This is a genomic window from Micromonospora sp. NPDC049048, assembly GCF_043197615.1.
Classification (GTDB): domain Bacteria; phylum Actinomycetota; class Actinomycetes; order Mycobacteriales; family Micromonosporaceae; genus Micromonospora.
On the sequence record NZ_JBICTM010000002.1, the window covers coordinates 444067 to 466914 of the forward strand.

General features: G+C 73.1%; 21 protein-coding genes. 6 read left to right on the top strand and 15 right to left on the bottom strand.

Going from position 1 to position 22848, the window contains the following annotated elements:
- Positions 1 to 141 precede the first annotated feature (141 nt).
- The 3 genes from ACGFIG_RS07425 to ACGFIG_RS07435 form a co-directional block, all read right to left on the bottom strand.
- Positions 142 to 519 carry a DUF742 domain-containing protein gene (locus tag ACGFIG_RS07425; protein WP_393001361.1) on the bottom strand — a complete coding sequence of 126 codons (378 nt, stop codon included), beginning with the start codon at positions 517 to 519 and terminating at the stop codon, positions 142 to 144.
- Between the two features lie 96 nt (positions 520 to 615).
- Entirely contained in the window at positions 616 to 1020 is a 405-nt protein-coding gene (locus ACGFIG_RS07430) for a roadblock/LC7 domain-containing protein (RefSeq protein WP_007455462.1), read from the bottom strand.
- A complete protein-coding gene (locus ACGFIG_RS07435) occupies positions 1017 to 4550 on the bottom strand; it encodes a nitrate- and nitrite sensing domain-containing protein (RefSeq protein WP_393000216.1) in 3534 nt (1177 codons plus the stop codon). Before ACGFIG_RS07435 ends, ACGFIG_RS07430 begins: the two co-directional genes overlap by 4 nt.
- A 502-nt stretch (positions 4551 to 5052) precedes the next feature.
- Between ACGFIG_RS07435 and ACGFIG_RS07440 the strand changes: the two genes are divergently transcribed.
- Complete coding sequence (locus tag ACGFIG_RS07440) at positions 5053 to 5349, top strand: hypothetical protein (RefSeq protein ID WP_393000218.1); 297 nt, start codon at positions 5053 to 5055, stop codon at positions 5347 to 5349.
- 24 nt (positions 5350 to 5373) lie between these two features.
- On the opposite strand, the gene ACGFIG_RS07445 is transcribed toward ACGFIG_RS07440, so the two are convergent.
- From ACGFIG_RS07445 to ACGFIG_RS07460, 4 genes are all read right to left on the bottom strand, one after another.
- Positions 5374 to 6453 (bottom strand): adenosine deaminase, encoded by a 1080-nt coding sequence (locus tag ACGFIG_RS07445; protein WP_393000220.1) that lies wholly within the window; start codon positions 6451 to 6453, stop codon positions 5374 to 5376.
- Between the two features lie 64 nt (positions 6454 to 6517).
- Entirely contained in the window at positions 6518 to 6931 is a 414-nt protein-coding gene (locus ACGFIG_RS07450; protein ID WP_393000222.1) for a PPOX class F420-dependent oxidoreductase, read from the bottom strand.
- Positions 6928 to 7497: an NADPH-dependent FMN reductase gene (locus ACGFIG_RS07455; RefSeq protein ID WP_393000224.1), complete on the bottom strand. Its 570-nt coding sequence runs from the start codon at positions 7495 to 7497 to the stop codon at positions 6928 to 6930. Before ACGFIG_RS07455 ends, ACGFIG_RS07450 begins: the two co-directional genes overlap by 4 nt.
- Positions 7485 to 8114 carry a YitT family protein gene (locus tag ACGFIG_RS07460; protein WP_393000226.1) on the bottom strand — a complete coding sequence of 210 codons (630 nt, stop codon included), beginning with the start codon at positions 8112 to 8114 and terminating at the stop codon, positions 7485 to 7487. The genes ACGFIG_RS07455 and ACGFIG_RS07460 overlap by 13 nt, the downstream gene beginning before the upstream one ends.
- 59 nt (positions 8115 to 8173) lie before the next feature.
- On the opposite strand from ACGFIG_RS07460, the gene ACGFIG_RS07465 reads away from it, so the two are divergent.
- The 5 genes from ACGFIG_RS07465 to ACGFIG_RS07485 all read left to right on the top strand — a co-directional run bounded on the left by ACGFIG_RS07465 (position 8174) and on the right by ACGFIG_RS07485 (position 13664).
- Positions 8174 to 8647, top strand: a complete 474-nt coding sequence (locus ACGFIG_RS07465; RefSeq protein WP_393000228.1) for a MarR family winged helix-turn-helix transcriptional regulator — start codon at positions 8174 to 8176, stop codon at positions 8645 to 8647.
- A gap of 116 nt (positions 8648 to 8763) precedes the next feature.
- Positions 8764 to 10953, top strand: coding sequence for an MMPL family transporter (locus tag ACGFIG_RS07470; protein WP_393000230.1), 2190 nt, complete (start codon positions 8764 to 8766; stop codon positions 10951 to 10953).
- Positions 10950 to 12167, top strand: coding sequence for a sensor histidine kinase (locus ACGFIG_RS07475; RefSeq protein WP_393000232.1), 1218 nt, complete (start codon positions 10950 to 10952; stop codon positions 12165 to 12167). The genes ACGFIG_RS07470 and ACGFIG_RS07475 overlap by 4 nt, the downstream gene beginning before the upstream one ends.
- A complete protein-coding gene (locus tag ACGFIG_RS07480) occupies positions 12155 to 12799 on the top strand; it encodes a response regulator (protein WP_393000234.1) in 645 nt (214 codons plus the stop codon). Before ACGFIG_RS07475 ends, ACGFIG_RS07480 begins: the two co-directional genes overlap by 13 nt.
- Position 12800: 1 nt before the next feature.
- On the top strand, positions 12801 to 13664 hold the full coding sequence (locus tag ACGFIG_RS07485; RefSeq protein WP_393000236.1) for a putative RNA methyltransferase: 864 nt from the start codon (positions 12801 to 12803) through the stop codon (positions 13662 to 13664).
- A gap of 70 nt (positions 13665 to 13734) precedes the next feature.
- Here ACGFIG_RS07485 and ACGFIG_RS07490 read toward each other — a convergent pair whose 3' ends face one another.
- From ACGFIG_RS07490 to ACGFIG_RS07525, 8 genes are all read right to left on the bottom strand, one after another.
- Complete coding sequence (locus ACGFIG_RS07490) at positions 13735 to 14415, bottom strand: DUF4272 domain-containing protein (protein WP_393000238.1); 681 nt, start codon at positions 14413 to 14415, stop codon at positions 13735 to 13737.
- Between the two features lie 111 nt (positions 14416 to 14526).
- Positions 14527 to 15807, bottom strand: a complete 1281-nt coding sequence (locus ACGFIG_RS07495) for a thymidine phosphorylase (protein ID WP_393000240.1) — start codon at positions 15805 to 15807, stop codon at positions 14527 to 14529.
- A 136-nt stretch (positions 15808 to 15943) separates the two neighbouring features.
- Positions 15944 to 16648 carry a cytidine deaminase gene (locus tag ACGFIG_RS07500; RefSeq protein ID WP_393000242.1) on the bottom strand — a complete coding sequence of 235 codons (705 nt, stop codon included), beginning with the start codon at positions 16646 to 16648 and terminating at the stop codon, positions 15944 to 15946.
- A 14-nt stretch (positions 16649 to 16662) separates the two neighbouring features.
- Positions 16663 to 17943, bottom strand: coding sequence for an ABC transporter permease (locus ACGFIG_RS07505; RefSeq protein WP_393000244.1), 1281 nt, complete (start codon positions 17941 to 17943; stop codon positions 16663 to 16665).
- Positions 17944 to 17946: 3 nt separating this feature from the next.
- A complete protein-coding gene (locus ACGFIG_RS07510; protein WP_393000246.1) occupies positions 17947 to 19308 on the bottom strand; it encodes an ABC transporter permease in 1362 nt (453 codons plus the stop codon).
- Positions 19305 to 20948: an ABC transporter ATP-binding protein gene (locus ACGFIG_RS07515; protein WP_393001363.1), complete on the bottom strand. Its 1644-nt coding sequence runs from the start codon at positions 20946 to 20948 to the stop codon at positions 19305 to 19307. The genes ACGFIG_RS07510 and ACGFIG_RS07515 overlap by 4 nt, the downstream gene beginning before the upstream one ends.
- 171 nt (positions 20949 to 21119) lie before the next feature.
- Complete coding sequence (locus ACGFIG_RS07520) at positions 21120 to 22184, bottom strand: BMP family protein (protein WP_393001365.1); 1065 nt, start codon at positions 22182 to 22184, stop codon at positions 21120 to 21122.
- Between the two features lie 277 nt (positions 22185 to 22461).
- Positions 22462 to 22803, bottom strand: coding sequence for a hypothetical protein (locus ACGFIG_RS07525; protein ID WP_393000248.1), 342 nt, complete (start codon positions 22801 to 22803; stop codon positions 22462 to 22464).
- Between the last annotated feature and the right edge of the window lie 45 nt (positions 22804 to 22848).

Genomic DNA, 22848 nt, shown 5'->3' on the forward strand with positions numbered 1-22848 from the left:
GTCATGATGGCCTCGGTGGTCAGCGGCGTGATCTCCGAGACCGAGCCGACCAGCGTCGTCTTGCCGACGCCGAATCCCCCGGCGATAACGATCTTCGCCGACGTCACGCGCCCACTCGGGGTCGGCGGGCGGTGCGACATGTCAGAGCCTGCGAAGTCCACTCAGCACCCTCTCCAGCAGTTCAGTGCCCACCGCGTCGTCCGAGTCGTCCAGGATGGTCGGCTCGTGGACCGCGACCAGGCCGTCCGTCGCCATGTCGGCGATGAGCACCCGGGCCACACCGAGCGGGAGCTGCATCCGCGCCGCGATCTCGGCGAGCGACTGCACACGTCCGTCACACAGCGCGGCGATGTACTGGTGCTCGCGACCCTGACCGCCGTTGCCGTTGGCAGCGGCGCGGCCGCGCACCGTCGTCTCGACGAGCGCCTCCAGAGCGATGTCGAGACGAGGGCGGGTACGACCACGGGTCACGGCGTATGGACGGACCAACGCTCCGGTCGGTTCGTCACGATCGAGCATGTCGCCGCTCACCTCCCTCGTACCCGGCACCGGCTCCGGATGGAGCCCGTCGTCGTTGTCAATGTCACCCCGCCGACCTCACGGGTCAACGGGTCGTCAGCCCAGCATTCCCGCAGCCGCGCGTGGCTGCGGGGTCAACGCGTCGCCCACCCGGTCGACCAGCAGGGCCATCTCGTAGCCGACCTGTCCCACGTCGCTGCTGCGGGCGGCGAGCACCGCGAACGACGACCCGTCCGAGATGGACATCAGGAACAGGAAGCCATTGTCCATCTCCACCACTGTCTGCAGCACCGCGCCTCCCTCGAAGCAGCGGGCCGCACCCTGGGTGAGGCTGACCAGCCCGGACGCGATCGCGGCCAACTGGTCGGCCCGGTCACGCGGGAGGTCCCGTGACGACGCGAGGAGCAGTCCGTCCGCGGAGACGGCGACCGCGTGCGCGACACCGGGTACCCGGTCGGCGAAGTTGGCCAGCAGCCAACCGAGATCCTGCGTAGTTGTCATCGTTCTTGCTCCTTCTGCCCGCTCCCGGCCACCGGGCCTGAGCCAGACTGCGAGGATTGCTGCCCTCCCGGAGTCCCCTCCGGGTTGGTCGGGTTGCTGTCCGACGGGTTCGTACGCCCCCGCTGCACGCCCCGATGGTAGGCCGAGAGGAGGCCGCGCACACCCTCCGGCGTACGCCGCTGCACGGAGGTGGTGGGCTTCTCCACCGCGCCGGGCACGAGTTGCGCCATCGGAGTGCGCTTGGGCAGGCCCGTCGAGGTGGTCGCCGCGACGGGCACCTCGGTCGCCGCGGAGGCGGCGCGCCAGCCGTCGTCGGCCGCCGTCTGCCAGCCGCCACCCGCCTGCTGCTGCGCCGACCGTCGGTGACCGAAGCTGTCGGCGAGGCCGGGTCGGGTACCCCCGCCGGCCGTCGGTCCGTTCTCGCGCGGCGCTCCTCCGGCCGCCGGAGTGTCTGCCATCGGTGCGTTACCTGTCGTCCCGGGTGGTGTCGGCTGCACGGCCCGACCACTGGCGTCGACCCGGGCGAACTGCTGGGTCGGTCCGCCGTCGGTCGGCGTATTCGCGGCGGCGGCCGCCGCCTCCTCCGGCCCCGGGCGGCGGGTACGGAACCAGGCCGACTCGAGCTCCCGGAAGATCGGCAGCTCCATCGTCTCGTCCGCGTACCGCTGCCGGGTCTGGGCCGGCGGCGTGGTGGGCCGCGTCTGCGGGGCGGCCGGGGCGGGGGCCTGGGCTGCCGGGGTCGGTGCGGTGGGGCGCGGCACCCGCGGCAGTTCGGTCGTCATGTCCAGCGCGGCGGCCAGCCGCTCGGGCACCGGCGGGGTCGCCGCGTCCCGGTCCGCACCGGGGACCGGCGGCCAGGCCGGCGGCGCCGGCGTGCTCGGACCCGGCACCCCGGGAGCCTGCCGCTGGGGCAGCGGGCCGGTCGGCGGCGCCGAGACCGGCGGACCCGAGTACGGCGCGGCCGACACCGGCGAGCCGGAGTACGGCGGACCCGAGTACGGGTGGCCGGAGACGGGCGACGCCGAGACCGGCATGCCCGACACCGGCGAGCCGGACACCGGCGGCGCGGAGTAGGGCACCGGCGGGGTCGACACGGGCGGGCCCGCGTAGGGCGCCGGCGGGGCCGAGTACGGCCGCTCGGGGCTGCTGGGCAGCTGGCGCGGAACGGCCTGCTGCTGACCCGTGGCGTCCTCGTCGTCGGCCGACCGCCGCTGCGGCAGCGGGTCGACCGACTGGCTGTTCGACGTGCGCGGCTGGAATGCCTCGCCGCCGCTGAACCCGCTGGCGCCGGTCAGGTCGGACCAGGCCGGCATGGACCGGGCCGCAGCGGCCGAGGCCGGCGTGCCGGCGCCGTTGCGCGACGCCGGGTCGAACGGCCGGCCGCCCAGCGTGACCTGGTTGCCGGACTCGCTGGAGCGCTGCGCCGGCACCGGGTTGGCCGGGCCGTTGCCGAGCGCCGGCAGCGCGCCGAAGGCCGGGGCCGGGCCGGACGACTGCGGGCCGGGCGGGGGCAACGCGGGCGACGACTGCGGGCGGCCGGAGAGCGCCCGGGGCACGAGCACCGAGGTCGGCATGACCACCTCGGCGACGGTCCCCCGGTCGGTGCCCGGACGCAGCTCGACCTTGACGCCGTGGCGGGACGCCAGCCGGGCGACCACGACCAGGCCCATCATCCGCGAGACGGCCACGTCCACCTGCGGCGGCGTCGCGAGCCGCTCGTTGAGGTCGTGGAGCTGGTCGGGGCTGATCCCGATGCCCCGGTCCTCCACGTAGAGCGACGCGCGGTCGCCGACGCGCCGGGCCTCCACCATGACGTGCGAGTCCGGCGGCGAGAAGGCGGTGGCGTTGTCGAACAGCTCGGCCACCAGGTGGACCAGGTCGTTGACGGCGTGCGCGGCGACCTCGATGTCCCGGTCGATCACCCCGAACTCGATCCGGGTGTAGTGCTCGACCTCGGACTGGGCCGCCCGGAGCACGTCGATCAGCGCGGCCGGCTCCCGCTGCACGCGGGTGGAGTCGGCGCCGGCCAGCACCAGGAGGTTCTCGTCGTTGCGGCGCATCCGGGTCGCCAGGTGGTCGAGCTGGAACAGCTCGGCCAGCCGGTCCGGGTCCTCCTCGCCGCGCTCCAACCGGTCGAGGTGACCGATCAGGCGGTCGACCAGGATCTGCGACCGACGGGCCAGGTTGACGAACATCGTCGCGACGGACGCGCGCAGCGCGGCCTGCTCGGCGGCGGTACGGACGGCCTCCAGGTGAACCGCGTTGAACGCCTCGGTCACCTGGCCGAACTCGTCCTTGCTGCGCACCGGCAGCGGCTCGGCGATCTGGTTGGCGAGCTGCACCGGGGAGAGCTGACCGGTCACCTTGGGGTCGCGCAGCCGCGCCACGGCCTGGGGCAGCCCGTACTGGGCGATGGAGAGGGCGCCCTGGCGCAGGTCGCGCAGGGACCGCGCCATCGAGCGGGCGACCAGGTAGGCGAAGAGGATCGCCAGCAGCAGCATGCTGAGCAGCAGGCCGGTCTCCAGGAACACCTGGCGCTGCACGTCCGAGCGCAGTTCCTCGGCGAGGCCGACGACGTCGCGGTCGATCTTGGCCTCGACCGTACGGATCAGCTTGGCGTTGGCCACCATGGCCGCGTCCCACTGGTCGGCGTCGAACGGGGCGCCGGCGAGGGTGTCCGCGGTGGTGATGCCGTTGAGCCAGCTGTTGTAGGTGTTCGCCTCCCGCAGGTCGGGGCCGGCGACCACCTGGGCGTAGTACTCCTGGTCCGGCTGGCTGGCCACCACCTGGAAGCTCTGCAGCCACTGGCTGGAGCCGGTGCTGGTGGCGATGTACTCGTTGCGCAGGTTCGGGGTGAGCCGCTGCTGGATGAACGCCCGGTGCACCACGTCACGCCGGCGGGAGAGGAACTCCTTGTTACGGGCGGTGGCGGTGGCGGCGCGCATCCTGTCGCTGAGCTCGTTGTCTCCGGCGAGCTGGGTGGCGGAGTCGCGGATGCTGATCAGGTCGTCGATCAGGCCGTCGTACGCCTGCATGGCCGGGACGAGCCCGAGCTTGCCGTTGAAGACCTGGCTGCGGGTGCCGGGAAGGTCGGTCAGCGTCTGGTCGATCTCGCGGAGCAGGGTGTCGAGGTTCCCCGGGAGGTCCTCGACCTCGGCCCGCTGCTGCGAGTACGGCCCTTTCGCCTTGTCGACGCTGGCGTTGGCCTGCTCGTACGCCTGCTTGTAGCGGGCGTTGTCCTGGCCGCGGGGCACGCCCAGCAGACGCAGCGCGTTGGTCCGCTCGTTCTGCAGGGTGTCGACCAGCTCACCCGAGTAGCCGACGAGGTTGGTCAGGTCGCCGGCCCGGTTGGCGTTGTTGAGGGTCTCCAGGTGGTCGATGAGACCGCTGGTCCCGACGACCACCGTGGCGATGGTCGGCACGATCATGATGAGACCGAGCTTGGACCAGATCGGCATGTCGCGGAGCCGACCGGTCGGCCGGCGCAGACGCGACAGGAAGGAGCCCGCCGCCTTCGGCCGTTTGCTCACGTCACCGCCCTCGCGATTTCTGGAACTGCGTTGCCCCTGGACAACGCCCAGCGGCCGACCTCGTAGGTCGGACCATCCGAGATTCCATCACGCCACCCCTGAAAGAGAAAGCCCAGGCTGGCCGCAGCCGGAGGTGTGATGAGATGTTGATGCCATTTGATAGCAATCCGTCTGGCCGGAGTTACTGAACGTAATGAAGCACCCCCATCGCGTTGTCCTGCTCGCGGGCCCTTCTGGGTCCGGAAAGTCGTATATAGCGCAGCGAACCGGTCTCCCGGTGCTCTGCCTGGACGACTTCTACAAGGACGGTGACGACCCTACGTTGCCACGACAAAACGGCCTGGTGGATTGGGAGTCTCCCCACTCCTGGGACGCCGCGGCAGCCGTGGAGACGATTGTCCGACTGGCCAGGGAAGGCAGGGCCGATGTGCCGGTCTATGCGATCGGTGCGGACCGCCGGGTGGCCACCCGGCCATTCGAGGTCGCCGATTCGCCACTTTTCGTGGCTGAGGGGATCTTCGCGGCCGAGATCGTCGAGGAGTGCCGTCGGCGCGGGGTCCTCGCCGGGGCGTACGCGCTGCGGCGGCCCCGGGGCGCGACCTTCGTCCGCCGGCTGGCCCGCGACCTCGCCGAACAGCGCAAGGCGCCCCGGGTGCTCGTGCGCCGCGGCCTGGCGCTGCTGCGCTCCGAGCCGGCGGTGCTGCGGCGGCAGACCGGGCTGGGCGCCGAGGCCGCCCGGGCGGGTGAGGTGCTGCGTGCGGTGGCCGGCATGCTCGCCGGCCACCCGCACCGCTCCTGAACCCGCCGCGCGGCGGCGTCGAGGTCAGCCCAGCAGCTTGCCGTACGCGGGCTTGATCACTTCGTCGATGATCTTCAGCCGCTCGTCGAACGGGATGAAGGCGCTCTTCATGGCGTTGATGGTGAACCACTGGAGTTCCTTCCAGCCGTAGCCGAAGGCGTCCACCAGCAGGGCCATCTCCCGCGACATCGACGTGCCGCTCATCAGCCGGTTGTCGGTGTTCACCGTCACCCGGAACCGCAGGTCCCGCAGCAGCCCGATCGGGTGCTCGGCGATCGAGGGCGCGGCGCCGGTCTGCACGTTCGAGGACGGGCAGAGCTCCAGCGGGATCCGCTTGTCCCGCACGTACGCGGCCAGCCGGCCGAGCACCGGCTCCGGCCCGGGTGTGATGTCGTCCACGATCCGCACCCCGTGGCCGAGCCGGTCCGCCCCGCACCACTGGATCGCCTGCCAGATCGACGGCAGGCCGAACGCCTCGCCCGCGTGGATGGTGAAGTGGAAGTTCTCCCGCTGGAGGTACTCGAAGGCGTCCAGGTGCCGGGTGGGCGGGAAGCCCGCCTCGGCGCCGGCGATGTCGAAGCCGACCACCCCGGCGTCCCGGTGCCGTACGGCCAGCTCGGCGATCTCCTGCGACCGGGCGGCGTGCCGCATCGCGGTGAGCAGGGTGCCGACCCGGATCCGCCGGCCCGCCTCGGCGGCGAGCGCGCTGCCCTCGGCGAAGCCGGCCAGCACCGCCTCGACCACGTCGTCCAGGGTCAGGTCCCGCTCCAGGTGCTGCTCGGGGGCGAACCGCACCTCGGCGTAGACCACCCCGTCGGCGGCCAGGTCCTGGGCGCACTCCCGGGCCACCCGCCGCAGTGACGACGCGGTCTGCATGACGGCGACGGTGTGCGCGAACGTCTCCAGGTAGCGCTCCAGGGAGCCGGAGTCGGCCGCCTCGACGAACCACCGGCCGAGCGCCTCGGGGTCGGTGGTGGGCAGCTGGTGGCCCACCTCGGCGGCCAGCTCGACGATCGTCGCCGGCCGCAGGCCGCCGTCGAGGTGATCGTGCAGCAGCGCTTTCGGGACCTTGACGATGTCCTCGTAACGGATAGTCGCGACCATGCACAGACCCTAGTCGGCGCCGCCGGGCCCGACCCACGCGACCGGTCCGGGAGCGGCGGGCCGGTCAGGGACGCCAGCCGTACACCCGGTCGACGGCGAGCCGGAGCACCAGCCGGCGGTCCGCGACCATCGCCGCCCGGTAGTCGGCCCAGTCGGGGTGCTCGCCGCGGATCCGCCGGTAGACCTCGACCAGCTCCTCGACGCACGCGTCGTCGGTCGCCGCCGCCGGCGGGGTCAGCGTGACCGTCCCCTCCGCGACCGCGTACGCCCCGCCGTCGGCGGTGCTGACGTGCAGGCTGGCCCGGGGATCGCGGCGCAGGTTGCGTACCTTGGCCCGGTCGGCGGTGGTGGAGCAGCGGATCAGGCCGGGCTCGGCGAGGAAGTCGAGGTTGGACAGCTGGGGCCGCCCGTCGCGCCGGAGGGTCACCAGCACGCCCCGGCCCCGCTCGCCGAACAGCTCCCACAGCCGGGCGTTCACGCCGGCACCCGCAGCGGGGCGAGGGCGGCGGCCAGCCGGGCCAACTCGTCGAGCATCACCTCGGCGGCGGCGTCGCGCGCCGGGTCCGGCACCAGCTCGCCGGCGTCGTCGAGCGCCTGCCGCAGGAACACGGTCACCGCCTCGTTGGCCGGCATCATCCTGAGCGTGGTCACCACCTGCTTGATCATCTGGACGGCGCGCAGGCCGCCGGAGGTCATGCCGTAGCTGACGAAGCCGACCGGCTTGTACTGCCACTCCGCGTAGAGATGGTCGATCGCGTTCTTCAGCGGCGCGCTGAAGCCGTAGTTGTACTCCGGCATGACGAAGACGAAGGCGTCCCCGGCGGCGACCGTGGCGCTCCACCTGCGGGTGTGCGGGTGCAGGTAGCGCCCCTCGGCGGGGTGGTGCGGCTCGTCGTGGAAGGGCAGGGCCACCTCGGCGAGGTCGACGAGGCGTACGTCGTCGAAGGCGTCGGACGCGGTGGCGACGGCGGTGAACCAGTCGCCGATCCGGCGGCCCACCCGGCCGGGCCGGGTGCTGGCGACGATGACGGTCAGGCAGGGCATGGCGAGGTCGCTCCTGTGGTGGCGGGCCGACCCGGGGCCGGCACGGTGAACTTCGGGATGAGGTGCTGCGCCAGCGGCCCGATGCTGACGGCGAAGACGAGGGTGCCGGGGCCGACGGTGCCGCCGAGCGCCCAGCCCAGCGCGAGTACGCCGAGCTCGATGGCCGTACGCACCCGCCCGACCGGCAGGCCGCGGGCGGCCAGCCCGGTCATCAGGCCGTCGCGCGGCCCGGGTCCGAGGCGCGCCCCGAGGTAGAGGGCCGTGGCGAGCCCGTTGAGCAGGATGCCGGCGACCAGCAGGCCGATCCGGCCGGCGGCCGGGGCCACGGGCGGCAGGACGGCGAGCGCGGCGTCGGCGGCGATCCCGACCACGACCGCGTTCGCGAGGGTGCCGAACCCGGGTCGCTGCCGCAGCGGGATCCAGAGCAGCAGCACGGCCACGGCGACCAGGTTCACGACCTGGCCGAGGGGCAGCCCGGTCCGCTCGGCGAGCCCCTGGTGCAGCACGTCCCAGGACGCGAGGCCCAGGTCGGCGCGGACCATCAGGGCCACGCTGACGCCGAACAGCACGAGGCCGCCCAGCAGACGGGCCAGCCGGCCCGGCAATCTGGTTGACATGTCACTCACATTAGGAGGCGAGTTGATGACATGTCAACCAGATCGCTAGGATGGCCGGCATGGAGCAACCACGCTGGCTCGACGAGCGGGAGCAGCGCGCCTGGCGGGGCTACCGGCGGATGCGCCGCCTGCTCGACCTGGAGTTGGCCCGCGAGCTGATGCGCGACGCCGGCCTCTCCGAGCCGGACTACGACGTCCTGTCCGACCTCTCGGAGACACCCGACCAGCGGCTGCGGCTCAGCGAGCTGGCCGACCGGATGCTCTGGTCGCGCAGCCGGCTCTCCCACCACCTGACCCGGATGCAGCAGCGCGGCCTGGTCACCCGAGAGGAGTGCGCGACCGACGGCCGGGGCGCTGTCGTCGTACTCACCGCCGAGGGCCGGCGCGCGGTCGAGGCCGCCGCCCCGGGCCACGTGGCGGCCGTCCGTCGGCACCTGATCGACCTGCTGACCCCCGACGAGGTCGCCGCGCTCGACGCGCTGACCCACCGCGTGGTCGACCACCTCACCGGCCCGGACGGCGCGCGGGGCTGACCCGATGGTGGTGCGGGCACCACCAGCCGACCGGCGTGCGCGCACCATCGAAGTGACCCGTCCGGCTGCCTAGCGTCAGCGGCACACGGAAAAAGCCGACGCGGGGAGAGTTGCACGTGTTCACGACATTGGCCACTGCGGTGGTCCGCCGGCCCGGGCGGGTGATCGCCGGCTGGCTGCTCGCCATCGCCGCGCTGACCGCCGCCACCTTCGCCGTCTACGGGCCGGCGGGACCACGCCCCGCCGACAGCCAGGCCGACTTCCTACCGGCCCGCTACGAGTCCGCGCGGGCCGCCGGCATCGCCGCACGGATCTTCCCCGCGCCTGCCGGCACCAGCGCGGTGCTGGTCGTCCGGCGGGCCGACGGGGCGCCGCTGACCCCCGACGACAGCGCCCGGATCGACCGGCTGCCGCAGGAGCTGCGGGTCGCCGGCGTGACCGGGGTGACCCCCGGCGCGGTCGCCCCGGACGGACGGCTGCGCCTGGCCGAGGCGCGCCTGACCGGCGAGCCGCACGCGGAGACCACCATCCAGGCGGTCGGGCGGCTGCGGGACGCCACCGACGACGCGCTGGCGGGCAGCGGCCTGGTCGCCGGCTGGACCGGGGAGGCGGCCGGCGCCGCCGACGGCTTCCTGCTCGACATGATCGTCAACGGGGCCATGGTGCTGGTGATCCTGGTCCTGCTGCTCGTCGTCTTCCGCAGCCCGACGATCGCGCTGCTCAACCTGTTCCTGGTGCTGCTGGTCGCGCAGGCCGCCACCGGCCTGCTCGCCCTGGGCGCGAAGGTCTTCGGGTACGCCCTGGACGCCTCCACCACGGGCCTGCTCCCGGTCGTGCTGCTCGGCATCGGCACCGACTACGCGGTGTTCCTGCTCTTCCGCTACCGGGAACGGCTCCGGACCGGCGAGGACCGGCGCGCCGCGATGGTGCACGCGGTCGGCCGGATCGGCGGCGCGGTCACCGTGTCCGCGCTGGTCGTGGCGGTGGCGTTCGGCGCGCTGGTGCTCTCCCGGCTCGCCTCGTTCCGGGTGCTCGGGCCGGCCCTCGCCGTCGCCGTCCTGCTCATGGTGGCCGCCGCGCTGACGCTGTTCCCCGCCGTCTACTCGCTGCTCGGCCGCCGGGCGTACTGGCCGGCGAAGCTGGCGGCACCGGACGACGGCGACGCCGCCCCGGCCGGCGCGGCGGCCCGCGCCGGCCGGCTGGTCGCCCGCCGGCCCACCCGGGTCGTGCTGGCCACCCTGGCCGCCCTCGTGCTCCTCGGCCTCGGCGCGCTGCACCACCGGCCGAGCTACGAACTCGACGCGCTGCCGCCCGGCTCCGAGTCGGCCCGGGCCCTCGACTGGCTCCGCTCGGGGCTGCCCGCCGGGACCCTCTCCCCCACCGACGTCTATCTCACCGGCGCCGGGGTGGACGCGGTCGCCGCCGAACGGTTCGCCGAACAGCTCGCCGAGGTGCCGATCGTGGCGGCCCCGGCCGGGGTCGAGATCGTCGACGGCGTGGCCCGGGTGCGGCTGCTGCTCGCCGAGCCGCCGTACTCGCAGCGGGCCATCGACGCCGTGGAGACCGGGCTGCGACCCGCCGCGCACGCCGCGGCGCCGCCCGGCACCCGCGCGTACGTGGGCGGGGAGACCGCGACCTTCGCGGACGTCCGCGCGGTGCTCGACGAGGACCTGCGGCTGGTCCTCCCGGTGGCCGCCGGGCTGATCGGGCTGCTCCTGCTGCTGATGCTGCGCGGGTTGCTCGCCTCGCTCGGCCTGCTCGCCGCCGTCGCGCTCGGTTTCACCGCCACCCTCGGCACCAGCGTGCTGGTGTTCCAGATCCTCGGCGGCCAACCCGGGCTCAACTTCCAGCTGCCGCTGGTCGTGTTCCTCTTCGTCACGGCGATCGGCACCGACTACAACATCCTGATGATCGCCCGGCTGCGGGAGGAGCTCCGGGCGGGGCGCCCGCCCCGCCAGGCCGCCGAGGAGGCGGTACGCCGCGCCGGCCCGGCCGTCGCCGCCGCCGGGGTGATCCTGGCCGGCAGCTTCGGGGTGCTGGTCGCGTCGCCGATGATGGCCCAGATCGGGCTCGCCGTCGCCGTCGGCGTACTGATCGCCACGTTCGGCCTCTCCTGGCTGCTGGTGCCGGCGACGGCCGCGCTCACCGGCCGGGTGGCCTTCTGGCCGGCCCGGATCCGCCCCGAGCCCGCACCGGCGGGCTTCGTGCCGGGCGCCGTGGACACCCCGGCGGGCGTGGACTCCCCGGCCGCCACGTGCACCACGCCCCCGGAGGCCGTCGTGCCGGCTGGGACAATGCCCCGATGAGCGGGGTGCGGCGGGCAGGGCGCGAGCTGAACCAGCTGGCCGTCGCGGCGGGGCTGGCCTGCGCGGGCATCGGGTACGCGCTGGCCACGCTGCTCACCGCCGGGCTCAGCCTGCTCGGCGTCGGCCTGCCCCTGCTCGACCGCACCCTCGCCGGCACCCGGGCGCTGCTGGACCGGCAGCGCCGCCGGCTGCCCGGCCCGCCGGTCCGGTCCCCGTACCGGCCGATGAGCGGGACGCTGACGGCCCGGCTGCGGACGGCGGCCGGCGACCCGGCGACCTACCGGGACCTGGCGTTCCTCTTCGCGCACTTCTGCTTCGCCCCGGCCGCCCTGGTGCTGGCCGTGGGGCTCTGGCTCGGCGCCGCGCAGGGCCTCGCCATGCCGCTGATCCACGCGGTGGCGCCCGGCGCGGTCGACAACTACCTCGGCCTGCCGATCGACTCGCTGCGCAACGCCGCGCTGGCCGTGGTGCCCGCGCTGCTGGTGGGCCTCGGGTCGTACTGGCTGCCCCGGGGGCTGGTCCACCTGGACGACCGGCTGACCCGGGCGCTGCTCGCGCCGACCGCCCGCGCGGCCCTCACCGAGCGGGTGGAGGAGCTGACCGACACCCGGGCGCAGACCGTCGACGCGCAGGCGGCCGAGCTGCGCCGGATCGAGCGGGACCTGCACGACGGCGCGCAGGCGCGGCTGGTGGCGATGGCGATGAACCTCGGCCTCGCCGAGGAGCTGCTGGCCCGCGACCCGGAGGCGGCCCGCGGGCTGGTCACCGAGGCCCGCTCGGCCGCCGGCACGGCCCTGTCCGAGCTGCGCGACGTGGTACGCGGCATCCACCCGCCGGTGCTGGCCGACCGGGGGCTCGCCGGCGGCGTCGCCGCCCTCGCCCTCGGCGCGGCCCTCCCGGTCGACCTGGACGTCGACCTGTCCGAGCGGCTGGCCCCGCCGCTGGAGTCGGCGCTCTACTTCACCGCCGCCGAGCTGATCACCAACGCCGCCCGGCACAGCGGGGCCGACCGGGTGGCGGTGCGGCTGCGCCGCACGGCCGGCACGGTGCGGCTGACCGTCTCCGACGACGGCAGGGGCGGCGCCGACCCGGAGCGGGGCACCGGGCTGGCCGGCATCCGGCGGCGGCTCGCCGCCTTCGACGGAAGGGTCCGGATCGACTCGCCGACCGGTGGGCCTACGGTGGTCGACGTGGAGCTGCCGTGCGAGTCGTGATCGCCGAGGACCTGGCGCTGCTGCGCGACGGGCTGATCCGGCTGCTCACCGCGTACGGCGACGAGGTGGTCGCCGCCGTGGAGACCGGCGACGAACTGCTCGCCGCCCTGCTGGAGCACCGCCCCGACGTGGCCGTGGTGGACGTCCGCCTCCCCCCGACCCACACGGACGAGGGGCTGCGCGCCGCGCTGGCCGCCCGCCAACGGATCCCCGGCCTGCCGGTGCTGGTCCTCTCCCAGTACGTCGAGCAGCTCTACGCCCGGGAGCTGCTCTCCGACGGCGCCGGGTCGGTCGGCTACCTGCTCAAGGACCGGGTGGCCGACGTGACGCAGTTCGTCGACGCGGTGCACCGGGTCGCCGACGGGGGGATGGCGATGGATCCGGAGGTCGTCTCGCAGCTGCTGGCCCGGCCGGCCCGGGCCGCGCCGCTGCGCCGGCTGACCCCGCGTGAGCACGAGGTGCTGGCGCTGATGGCCGAGGGGCGCTCCAACGGCGCGATCGCCCAGCGCATGGTGGTCACCGAGAAGGCCGTGAGCAAGCACATCAACTCGATCTTCGCCAAGCTCGACCTGCGCGACTGCGACGACGACCACCGCCGCGTACGCGCGGTGCTGACCTACCTGGACGCCTGACGTGGACCCCCGCATCGTCGACCGGCTCCGCTGCCCGGTCTGCGCCGAGCCGCTGGCCGAGGTCGACACCGGCGGAGCCCGCGCGCTGCGCTGCGCACGCCGGCACAGCTTCGACGTGGCCCGCCAGGGCTACGTCAACCTGCTCGCCGGCCGCGCCCCGCACGCCGGGGACACCGCCGAGATGGTGGCCGCCCGCGCCGACTTTCTCGCCGCCGGGCACTACGACCTGATCTCGGCCGCCCTCGCCGCCGCCGCGACCGAGGCCGTGGACCGGGCCGCCGGGGCGTACCCCCTGGTGGTGGATGCCGGGGCGGGGACGGGCCGGCACCTCGCGGCGGTGCTGGCGGCGCTGCCGGACGCCACGGGTCTCGCCCTGGACGTGTCGAAACCGGCGCTGCGCCGGGCCGCCCGGGCGCACCCGCGCGCGGCGGCGGCGCTCGCCGACACCTGGCAGCGGCTGCCCCTGGCCGACGGCGCCGCCACCGTGCTGCTGAACGTCTTCGCGCCGCGCAACGGCGCCGAGTTCCACCGGGTCCTCGACCCGGCCGGCTCCCTGCTGGTGGTCACGCCGGCCGCCGACCACCTCACCGAACTGGTCAGCACCCTCGGCCTGCTGCGGGTGGACCCGGCCAAGGCGGACCGGGTCGCCGAGAGCCTGGGCGGGCGCTTCGCCCCCGCCTCGGCCAGCGAGCACCGGCGGGAGCTGGCGCTGACCGGCCCGGAGGTCGCGACGCTGGTCGGGATGGGTCCCAGCGCCTGGCACACCGACCCGGCGGGGCTCGCCGCCCGGGTCACCGCCCTCGCCGAGCCGGTCCGGGTGACCGTCGCGGTCCAGCTGACCGTCTGGCGGCCCGTAGAGGTATGAGGAAGGGGTCCTTCCTCATACCTCCGGCGTCAGGAAGGTGCCCTTCCTTACTCCTCAGGCGAGCGGCCGGTCAGGTGGAGAGGTCGACCTCTTCCCAACCGGGGGGCTCGTCGTGGTACGGCCCGCGCAGCATCACGGCCCACTCCAGGGCCCACCGGCGCTGGCCGATCGCGTTCGCGTCGACCATCCCGGGCGGCGTCCGGCCGGCCCGCTCCGTCTCCAGGTACGCCCAGTCCAGGCAGTAGTGCAGGTCCAGCAGGGCCGCCGCGTCGGCGGGATGCTGCGGGGCGGTGAGGATCCGGGCCCGCCACTGGCCGAAGGTCTCCCCCTCGGGGATGTGCGGCATCCGCTCCACCAGCCGCTCGTCCACCGGCAGCGTCGGGTCGAGCTGCTTGGTCAGGCCGAGCACCCAGGCCAGGGCGAAGAGCGCGTCGTGGTGCAGCACGAACGACCGGTGGTCGCCCTTGCCGCCGGTCACGAACTGGAACTCCGGCGGCGTGACCATCTCCACCAGGTGCGAGGCGAGCAGCCAGCTCATCGCCGCCTGCGGTGGCATCCCGAAGCAGCGGGCCAGGATCAGGTGCAGCACGGCGATGCGGGCCTCGATCTCCACCGTGGGGCGGAGCTCGATCTGGTCGCCGGGCTCCCACACGAGCGGGAACTGGGCGGGCGGCAACGGGAGACCCAGCCGGGACAGTTCGTCCAGGCTCGCCTCACGCACCTCACGTGGGTCGGGGGCAGGTACGGCCACGGCGAAAGTTCCTGTCTGCTCGCGACGACTCGGCGCCGGTTTTCCCCCCTTGGCCAGGGAGGATAGCGGCCCGAGCGGGCCGGCACCATGCCACCCCGGCGGCCGTCGCGCTCAGCCGATCCGCTCGATCACCAGCGGCGTCGCGGCGGGCGCGACCGGCGCGATCCGTACCGCCCGCGCGGCGTCGTCCCGCGCCGCCGGGATCCGGGCGGCGTCCTGCGCGCGCAGCTCGTAGAGCGGGTCGCCCGCCCGCACCGCCTGGCCCGGGCGCTTGTGCAGCACGACCCCCGCCGGCACGCTGACCGGGTCCTCCTTGCGGGCCCGTCCGGCGCCGAGCCGCCAGGCGGCCACCCCCATGGCGTACGCGTCGACCGCGGCGACGAAACCGTCCGCCTCGGCGCGCACCACCTCGACCTCGTCGGCGGTCGGCAGCGGGGCGTCCGGGTCCCCGCCCTGGGCGCGGATCATCGCCCGCCAGGAGTCCATCGCCCGGCCGTCGCGCAGGGCGGCCTCCGGGTCGGCCTCGGGCAGCCCGGCCGCGTCGAGCATCTCGCGGGCCAGGGCCAGGGTCAGCTCGACCACGTCGGCGGGGCCGCCACCGGCCAGCACCTCGACGGACTCGGTCACCTCGACGGCGTTGCCGATGGCCAGGCCGAGCGGGGTGGACATGTCGGTGAGCAGGGCGACGGTCCGCACGCCGTGCGCCCCGCCCAGCTCGACCATCGTCCGGGCCAGCTCGCGGGCCTGTTCGACGGACTTCATGAACGCGCCGGAGCCGACCTTCACGTCGAGCACCAGCGCCCCGGTGCCCTCCGCGATCTTCTTGCTCATGATGGAGCTGGCGATCAGCGGGATGGCCTCGACGGTCCCGGTCACGTCGCGCAGCGCGTACAGCTTGCGGTCGGCGGGGGCGAGGCCCGCCCCGGCCGCGCAGACCACCGCCCCGACGTCCTGGAGCTGGGCGGTGAACTCGTCGTTGCTCAGCGCCGCCCGCCAGCCCGGGATCGACTCCAGCTTGTCCAGCGTGCCGCCGGTGTGCCCGAGGCCCCGGCCGCTGAGCTGCGGCACGGCGGCGCCGCAGGCCGCCACCAGCGGGGTGAGCGGCAGGGTGATCTTGTCGCCGACGCCGCCGGTGGAGTGCTTGTCGACGGTCGGCCGGTCGACGGCGGAGAGGTCGAGCCGCTCCCCGCTGGCGATCATCGCGGCGGTCCACCGGGCGATCTCGGGCGCGGTCATGCCGCGCAGCAGGATCGCCATGGCCAGCGCCGACATCTGCTCGTCGGCCACCACCCCCCGGGTGTACGCGTCCACCACCCAGTCGATCTGCGCGTCGGAGAGCACACCCCCGTCCCGCTTGGTCCGAATGACATCAACCGCCGCAAACCCACTCATCACAAGTTTCTTTCTCGTCGTTATGGCGATACCGGCACGCGGACCACGACCACCGAGGGCTCGGGCCGACCGTGCCCGGCGGAGGGATCAAGCCTGACCGCCCGGAGCCGGGCACGGTCGGCCCGAGCCCCGAAGCTCAACCAACCCAGCGGGCAGGGATCTCCATCGGCGGCTCACCCTCGCCGGCCCAGAAGATCGCGCCCGAGGCGTCCACGACCACCACCCGGGGCGTACGGGCCAGCCCCCAGGCGATCGCCTCCGCCGGGTCGTCCCAGCTCGGGCCCTCCTCCAGCACTCCGGTCTCGGCGCTCTCGTTGTCGCCCGCCGACCGCTCCCAGTAGCCCGTCCAGACCTGCTGGCCGGCCGAGAGGTCGGGGTGCACGAAGACCGTTCCCCGCCCGCGCCAGGACGCCAGCCGGTCCGGCACCACGGGCACCGGGGCCTCCCCGGTCACGGCCTCCAGGTCGGCCACGTCGAAGGCGTGCGGCAGCAGCTCCGCCATCCGCAGCGGGCCGCCCTTCGCCTCGATGAGGCACTCCGGCCCGCCCTGCTCCCAGAGCAACTGGCGGCACCGGCCGCACGGCATCAGCGGCTCGCCGGTCGCGTCGACGCAGGACAGGGCCACGATCCGGCCGCCGCCGGTGGCGTGCAGCGAGGAGACCACCCCGCACTCGGCGCAGAGCACCACGCCGTACGCGGCGTTCTCCACGTTGCAGCCGACCACCACCCGGCCGTCGTCGACCAGCGCGGCCGCCCCGACCGGGAACTTCGAGTACGGCACGTACGCGTGCCGCATCACCTCGGTGGCGGCGGCCCGCAGCCGCTCCCAGTCGATCTCCATGTGGTACTCCCCCGTCAGCCCTTGATGTACGGCTTGCCGTCGGCGGCGGGCGCCCGGACCCGACCGACCAGCCCGGCCACCGCCAGGATCGTCGCCAGGTAGGGCAGCATGGCCAGGAACTGGTTCGGGATCACGCTGTTGATGGCGCCCAGGTAGGTGGCGAGCTGGTCGGCGAAGCCGAAGAAGAGCGCCGCGAGCAGCGCCCCCGTCGGGCTCCACCGGCCGAAGATGAGCGCGGCCAGGGCGATGAAGCCCTTGCCGCCGATCATGTTCTTGGTGAACGAGTAGAGCGCCAGCGTGTAGGAGGCGCCGCCGATGCCGGCCACCACCCCGGCGAGCAGCACGTTGCGGTAGCGCAGCCCGAGCACCTTGACGCCCAGGGTGTCGGCGGCGGTCGGGTGCTCGCCGACCGAGCGGGTGCGCAGGCCCCACCGGGTGTGGAACAGCGCGATGTGGATGACCAGCACCAGCAGCAGGCCGAGGTAGAGGAAGATGTTGCCCCGGAACAGGGCCGGGCCTAGCAGCGGGATGTCCGACAGCCCCGGGATCTCCCAGTTGCTGAACCGGGGAGCGCTGTTGTACTTCTGCGCGTTGGTCTGCATCAGCCGCTCGTAGAGGAAGCCGGTGACGCCGACCGCGAGCAGGTTGAGCACGATACCCATGACCACCTGGTCGACCAGGTAGCGGATCGAGAAGACGGCCAGCAGCAGCGAGATGAACGCGCCGCCGATGGCCGCCGCGACCAGGCCGACCCAGACGCTGCCGGAGAGGCTGCCGAAGAGCGCGCCGCTGAAGGCGCCCATCAGCAGCTGCCCCTCGATGGCCACGTTGACCACGCCGGAGCGCTCGCAGAGCACGCCGGCCAGCGCCCCGAAGACCAGCGGCAGGGCCAGGATGAACGTGCCCCGGATGATGTTGACCAGCGGCATGAAGTTCTGCCCGGTCGGCGCGTCGGAGACCTGCCAGCAGAGGAACGACAGCACGAAGCCGACCAGGCCGACACCGAGCACGAGGGTGAACCAGCGCTTCGGCAGCCCGGCCAGCATGGCGACGCCGGCCGCGACCGCGACGAGGCCGAAGAGGATCGCGCCGACCGTACCGTGGATCTCGAGCGCGGCGCCGGCCGCGTCCTCGCTGAGGGTGAAGCGGGCCTGCTCGCCGGTGGCGAGCGCCCCGAACAGCACCGTCGCCAGCAGGCCGAGGGCGAGCAGCACGGCGCCGACCTTGCGGGTACGCGTCCAGAAGCCCTGGTCGACGGGGGCGACCGCGACGTCTTCGACAGCCATGGTGGACATGAGTTACCAGCCCTTCGCCAGGCTCGTCTGCAACCGGGCGGCGCGGGCGGCCCGGAGCTGGAAGATCGCCTTCACCAGGGCCGGCGCGGCGATGAAGATGACGATCAGCGCCTGGAGCACGGTGACCAGCTCCAGCGAGATCCCCGAGTAGGACTGCATCCGGTTGCCGCCGGCCTGGAGCGCGCCGAAGAGCAGCGCGGCCAGGGCCACGCCCCACGGCTTCACCCGGCCGAGCAGCGCCACCAGGATGCCGTCGAAGCCGATCTGCGCGACCACCAGCGGGGTCAGCGCGCTCGCGGTGGAGCCGAGCACCATGTTGGAGCCGCCGAGGCCGGCCAGGATCCCGGCGAAGACCATGATCAGGACGTACGTCCGGGTGACGCTGATGCCGGCGGTCCGCGCGGCGTCCGGGTTGGCGCCGACGGCGCGCAGCTCGAAGCCGAGCGTGGACCGGTTGAGCAGCCACCAGACCGCCCAGGTCGCCAGCACCGCCAGGATGATGCCGGCGTGCACCCGCAGCCCGTCGCCGAGCAGCCGGGGCAGCTGGGCCGAGCCGTCGACCGGCTTGCTGATCGCGTCCGTACGGTTCGGGTCCTGGATGCCCTTCTGCACGATGATCCAGGTCAGGAAGTACGTGGCGATGTAGTTGAGCATGATCGTGTTGATCACCTCGTGGGCGCCGGCACGCGCCTTGAGGATGCCCGGGATGAAGCCCCAGATGGCACCGCCGAGCGCGCCGGCGAGCACCGCGACGAGCAGGTGCAGGCCGGGCGGGAGCGGCAGCAGGAAGCCGGCCAGCGCGGCCAGGATCACGCCCATGGTGGCCTGCCCCTGGGCACCGATGTTGAACAGGCCGCCCCGGAAGGCCAGCGCCACCGACAGGCCGGTGAAGACCAGCGGCGCGGTGTAGGTGAGCGTCTCCGAGATCGGGCTCATCACCGCCTGGAAGCCGACCGCGTCCGGGTCGAAGACCGCGCCCTTGAAGAGGTTCCCGTACGCCTCGCTGACCAGCGTCCAGCTCGCGTTGAGCGCGTCGGACGGCCGGGCCGTGATGTAGCTGTAGGTGGCGAGCACCTCGGGGTCCGACACGATCATCAGCACCGCGCCGACGACCATCGCCAGCACCAGCGACAGCAGGGTCACGGTGAAGGTGTTCGCCGCCCAGAGGTTGTCCAGGAACAGCCGGCCCAGCGAGGGCTTCGCCTCCGGGGCGGGGACCTTCCGGGTGGTGGCCGTCTCGGCGCGCTCGGTGTTGCCGAGCGCGGTCTGCGCGGCCTGCGCCTCGGTCGCCGGCTCCTTGTCGGGGGAGCCCGACGGCGGGTTCGGGTTACCCGGGGAGCCCGACTCCGGGTTCGGGTTCGTCATGCCTCGTCCTCGCTACCAGGGCTGTCGGCGGCGGGTTCCGCCGCACCGCCGTCGGCCGTCGGCGCGGCCGGGGTCGTGCCGTTCGCCGCGGCGGACGCCGCGTCGGGGCTGATGCCGGCCATCAGCAGGCCGATCTCCTCGCGGGGGGTGTCCGGGCCGACGATGCCGATGATCCGGCCGCGGTACATCACCGCGATCCGGTCGGCCAGGCCGATCACCTCGTCGAGTTCGCTGGAGACCACCATGACGGCGGTGCCGATGTCCCGCTCGCGGATGACCTGGCTGTGGATGAACTCGATCGACCCGACGTCGACGCCGCGGGTCGGCTGGGCGGCGATGAGGAGCTTCAGCGGCCGGGACAGCTCCCGGGCCACGATCACCTTCTGCTGGTTGCCGCCCGAGAGGGTGCCGACGGGCGCGTCGGCCGAGGAGGTACGGACGTCGAACTGCGCGATCCGCTCCTTGGCCGACTTCGCGACGGCCTCCGGCTTGAGCGCCAGGCCCTTGCCGAAGGGCGGCCGGTCGTAGATGTCGAGCACCAGGTTCTCCGCGACGGAGAACTCCTTGACCAGGCCGTCGACGCTGCGGTCCTCCGGCACGTAGCCGACGCCCGCGCGGAGCACCTTCTTGGTCGACCAGCCGTCGACCTGCTGCCCGTCGAGCGTGATGGTGCCGGCGAGCGTCGGGCGCAGGCCCATGATCGCCTCGATCAGCTCCGTCTGGCCGTTGCCCTGCACGCCCGCGACGCCGAGCACCTCGCCCGCGCGTACGGTCAGGTCGACCCCGTCGACCGCGCGGATCTGCCGGTCGTCGTCGACGACCAGGCCGGCGATCTCCAGGACCGGCTTGCCGGGGGTGGCGGGCTCCTTCTCGACGGTGAGCCGCACGCTGCGGCCGACCATGAGCGCGGCCAGCTCGTCGCGGCTCGCCTCGGGGGAGGCGGTTCCGACGGTCTTCCCGCGCCGGATCACGGTGATCCGGTCGGCGATGGCCTTGACCTCGCCCAGCTTGTGGGTGATGAAGACGATCGACTTGCCGGCGGCCTTTAGCGACCGCATCACGGCGAGCAGTTCCTCGGTCTCCTGCGGGGTGAGCACGGCGGTCGGCTCGTCGAGGATGAGCAGGTCGACGTCGCGGGTGAGCGCCTTGACGATCTCCACCCGCTGCTGGATGCCGACCGGCAGGTCCTCGATCACCGCGTCCGGGTCGACCCGCAGGTTGTACCGCTCGGACACCTCGGCTACCTCGCGCCGGGCCTGCCACCGGTCCAGGAAGCCGGCGATGCCGCCCCGGACCCGCTCGGCGCCGAGCATGATGTTCTCGGTGACCGTGAAGACGGGCACCAGCATGAAGTGCTGGTGCACCATGCCGATCCCGGCCGCGATCGCGTCGGACGGCCCGCGCAGCTTCAACGGCTTGCCGTCGACCAGGATCTCGCCCTCGTCGGGTTGGTAGAGCCCATAGAGGACGTTCATCAGGGTCGACTTGCCGGCGCCGTTCTCGCCTAGCAGGGCATGGATCTCTCCAGGCTCCACCGTCAGGTCGATGTGGTCGTTGGCGACCAGATCACCGAACCGTTTGGTGATGCCGCGCAGTTCGAGTCTCAGCGCAACCTCCTGGAGTGCGAAGCGATGGTGCAGCGTAGCTGCCGGGGGACCGCTCGCGGCGCGGGGCCGTCGTCGGGCGGAGCGGATATCGGCCGCCCCGGCGCGCGGGTTCTTCCCGCGACGCCGGGGCGGCCGGATTGTCGTGCTGTTTCCGCTCGCCGGCCTATCCGGGTGATCGTCTCACCGCGGGTGACCGGCGGAGCCTCACTTCGGCTGGGCCGCGGAGGTGACGGTGACGGTGCCGGCGGCGATGTCCGCCTTCAGCTTGTCGACCTCGGCCTTCAGCTCGGCCGGGACCTTGCCGTCGAACTCGTGGTACGGGGCGAGCCCGACGCCGTTGTTCGACAGGTTGCCGAGGTAGCCCGGGGTGGCCGACAGCTTCTCGCCGCCGGCGGCCTTGACGACGGCCTCCTTGACGGCGTCCGGGATGTTCTTCTCGACGGTCGTGATGATCGCCGCGCAGTCCTGGGTGCTCTCGCAGCCGTCGACGTCCACCCAGATGGTGTTGTACTTGCCGCCCGACGCCTTGGCCGCGCCGGTGGTGCCGAGGCCCGCGCCGCCGGCGACCGGCATGACGATGTCGGCGCCCTGGGCGACCAGCGCGTCGCTGACCTTCTTGCCCTCGTCCTGCTTGACGAAGTCGTTGGTGAAGGAGCCCTTCTGGGTGGCCTTGTCCCAGCCGACGACCTTGACCGACTTGCCCTTGGTCTTGTTGTAGTGCGCGACGCCGTCGGCGTAGCCGTCCATGAAGATGGTGACCGGCGGGATCGGCAGGCCGCCGTAGGTGCCCACCGTGCCGCTCTTGGTCATGCCGGCGGCCAGGTACCCGGCGAGGAAGCCGGCCTGGGCGGTGTCGAACTGCATCGGGTAGACGTTGGTCTCCGGGACCTTCGCGTCGACGATGCCGAACTGCTGGTTCGGGTTCGCCTTGGCGATCTTGGAGGTGGCGTCACCCATCAGGCCACCGACGGCCAGGATGAAGTCGCACTTCTGGTTGACGTACTGGGTCAGGTTGACCTCGTAGTCCGCCTCGGCCTTCGACGCGACGTACTTGATGTCGATGTTGTCGTTGGCCTTCTTCGCCTCCTCCAGGCCCTTCCAGGCGGAGGTGTTGAACGACTTGTCGTCGATGCCGCCGACGTCGGTCACCATGCAGGCGCTGTACTTCTTGTCGCCACTGCCGGCGTTGTTGTTCTCCTCGGGGGCCTCGCCGCACGCGGCGGCGCCCAGCACGAGCCCACCCACCGCGAAGGCGGAGGCGATCCGCATCCCACGCATCGAGCGCAAGACGTCTCCTTCCCATTGCACACCGCGTCCTGCACGGTGGCAGCCCTTTGAGCCGGCCTGCGCTACGCCGCCGGCGTCCCACGTTACGGACGGGAGCGTACGCCCGCGCCCACCCACCGGCCGCCAATCGTGCACGACTGTTGAGCGCCTGTTACCCCTACGTAACCCTTAGGTGGGGCAGATCACTCTCGGTGCCGGTGGGTGCGCAGCGAGGCGTCGCGGAACGTCCGGTTCCGCGCGTCGTCTCCCGCCGGTGGCGTTACCGCCAGAAGACGGCCACCGCCGCGTTGACCAGGGTCAACGCGACGATCATCAGGAAGTGCCCCCGGTTGACCACGTCGCGCTTGCGGGAAAAGAAGACCATGACAAAGATCAGTATGGCGAGCACCAACTTGGTAACAAGTTTCGCGGGGTCCGGCTCGTTCCCGTCGCGCAGGGGCGCGGAGAGGCCGATCCCGGTAGCCAGCATGATCACGGATCCCCAGAGCATGGCCGGGTTGATCCGCAGCTTGCCGCTGATGTATTGGACGATCGCGCCGCCGAGCAGCAGGGCGAAACCGATCAGGTGAACGTAGCGAAGTATCAGTCTGAGAGCTTCCACGGGCACCATCCTCCCTCAAAACGACGGATCGTAGTAGTAGGGCGG